The following is a 2,392-nucleotide window of genomic DNA, read 5'->3' as shown; positions in this document are numbered from 1 at the left end:
GTTAAACCGCAGGCTACAGTCTCACGATGGTAGAGAGGCAAAGCTAGTGACCGCTCAAAGCTATTTGAGGACGAACGAGGCCTTCTCCGCTCGCAGCATGTCGAATGGCCCGGCCCACTTCACACCCATAGCGTTACACGCGTCGGGAATTTTGATCCTCTTCTTGCGCTGTGGGTCGGGCTTCTCCATCGTGACCACAGTCATGTCATGGGCTCGCGCGTAGGCGACCAATTGGTAGTCCGCGACGCTCAGAAATTCGCTAACGGCTGCCTGAGTGAAGTGATGATTATTAGCCCACTTAGCTACTGCGGTCAGATGCGGACCACAACTCGCGTCAAGAGGAACGAACAGATTCGACCGGTTCGCAGCCCACGTCGTTAGATCGTCGTGACCCGCAGCGATCTCGGAGCCGACCTGCTTGATGGACTTCAACGTGCCTGCGGCGTAAGAACGGTCAAGCCAATCCCAAAACGCAGGCACGAAGTCCAAGCCATAGTGCGCACGGTTTGACTGAATGAAGATGTTTGCATCCAGAAGATACATCACGCCACCCCCAGCCTTTCTGCAAGGCCTTCGAAGGTGCTTGCCTTGACCGTCCCTAGAAGACGGAATGCGTCTCTATACAAAGTACGTCCCTCGTAGGCGTCAACGATGACAGCCCTCGAAAACTGTTGTCCGACTTGGAGCGGGTGGGTGTTATAGTAGTCGCCCCCGGACCCTTGCTTCTTCTTCTGATCGCTCAACTCTTTGAGATGCTTCTCTTCAGCGCGATAGCTCGCGATGTAGGTGTCCCAGTCGACCAAGCGGGCGTCGAAGATTCGCCTTAAGACAACTAGCGTGCTCGCCTTGTAGCGTTTAGCAAGGCGTGAAACCTCTGCAGAGGTTAATGAACCCCTGTACTCCGAACGAATCTGCGCGAGCGGGATCAGAATCTCGGCGGCGACAGAATTAGCCCACCGCTCGTTGCGTAGCTCGCTCGGCGAGTCCAAATCCTCAGAAGAGATGCCGCTCTCTCCCAGCCAAACATGGGCAAGTTCGTGCATGAGCGTGAACATCTGGGCGGACTTAGAGTCCGCGCCATTCACAAAGATTACGGTCGCGAACGGGTCACCGAGCGTGAAGCCACGGAACTCGTCCACACTCAGACTACGGTGCGTGTTGTTCCCGACGACGCTACTCACCATGACCAGAACGCCCAGCTCCTCAACAGCGTCAATAAGGTAGCGAAGAGCTTCCTCCCAAGTTCGGAACCGAGTGCGACGTTCCATACTGAAGTCGAGAGCTTCACGGATCTTCTCAGAGATCTCAAGCGGCGAGTCGTCTACAGTAGCTGAGCCGAAGAACTCAAGAGGGTCTGCATCCTGTGATTGCGCGTATTCCCGATACCAATCCTGACGCATTTGCGCTTCGTAAATAGTGTCGAGCAGGTTGGCGCTTGGTTCACTCACGCCCGAATCCCCAATCGTACGGTAGTCCGGAATGGGCACCGACTCTTGTGGGGGCTCGGGAAGAAAAAGGTAGCCGAAGGGAACGTGGGTCGCCGACGCGAACTCTTCCAGTTGCCTCAGAGTTGGAGGCTTCTCTCCTGAAGCGTATTGCTCAAAGCGGGCGTAGCGCTTCGTCTCCGTGTTGAGGTCAGCACGGTCGAGCGCCCATCGGAGCATCGAGGGCGCGACTTGCACGGTGGACACGCGGGCTCCTTCGCAGCTAGCAGGGTGTCAAACCGATCCTAGCGGAGCGGGGCCACCCGGTACCACACCGACGCGCGCGGCACCGCAGCTGCACGGTACGGAACTACGGCAGGTAACAACTCCCAACGATGAGCGACGAGAGCGAGGCGGTCGCCCGGAGTTCGAGTGTCAGAACAAGGTGGCCCACTGTCTTTTGCAGCCCGTAGCGGTTCATAAACCGATATGGCATTGGACAGTCACCCAACCAACACTCAAAAACAGGAGACGGGCAAACACCTGGACTACACAATCGGCTACGCACGAGTGAGCACGTCGGCTCAAAACACAAAAGTTCAGGAGGAACAACTGCTGAAGGCCGGATGCGACGAGATCATCAGCGATCCGGCCGTGAGTGGAGCGAAGAACCACCGTTCACCGAAGTACAGACAACTCTTCAAGACAGTGGAACGCAAGATCGAAGACGGCTACAACGTGACTGTCCTCGTACCAAAGCTCGACAGGCTCGGACGCAGCACGAAGGCCGTGCTCGAAGGACTTGAAAACCTCACGCGCATGGGCGCGAGCTTCCGTGCGCTCGACGGTGGACTCAAGTACGAGGCAGGCAACGCGCACGACGAACTCGTCATCACCATCTTCGCCGCTCTAGCGCAGTTCGAGCGCGAACTCATCACCTCACCCCGACCGGGCAGCCGGCCGCGTCC

3 protein-coding genes are annotated in these 2,392 nt (G+C 57.4%); 1 reads left to right on the top strand and 2 read right to left on the bottom strand.

Annotation, left to right across the window (positions count from 1 at the left end; translation table 11 throughout):
- Window positions 1-60 precede the first annotated feature (60 nt).
- Complete coding sequence (locus tag KVA01_RS12510) at window positions 61-543, bottom strand: DUF4411 family protein (RefSeq protein WP_141270569.1); 483 nt, start codon at window positions 541-543, stop codon at window positions 61-63.
- Entirely contained in the window at window positions 543-1,691 is a 1,149-nt protein-coding gene (locus KVA01_RS12505; RefSeq protein WP_141270567.1) for an ImmA/IrrE family metallo-endopeptidase, read from the bottom strand. The genes KVA01_RS12510 and KVA01_RS12505 overlap by 1 nt, the downstream gene beginning before the upstream one ends.
- Window positions 1,692-1,913: 222 nt before the next feature.
- On the opposite strand from KVA01_RS12505, the gene KVA01_RS12500 reads away from it, so the two are divergent.
- Window positions 1,914-2,392, top strand: a 479-nt coding sequence (locus KVA01_RS12500; protein ID WP_141270565.1) for a recombinase family protein, incomplete at its 3' end; no start/stop codon positions are given.

The sequence above is a fragment of the Kocuria varians genome, from assembly GCF_006539885.1.
Classification (GTDB): Bacteria; Actinomycetota; Actinomycetes; order Actinomycetales; family Micrococcaceae; genus Kocuria; species Kocuria varians.
This window is presented reverse-complemented; position numbering and strand designations above follow the sequence as displayed.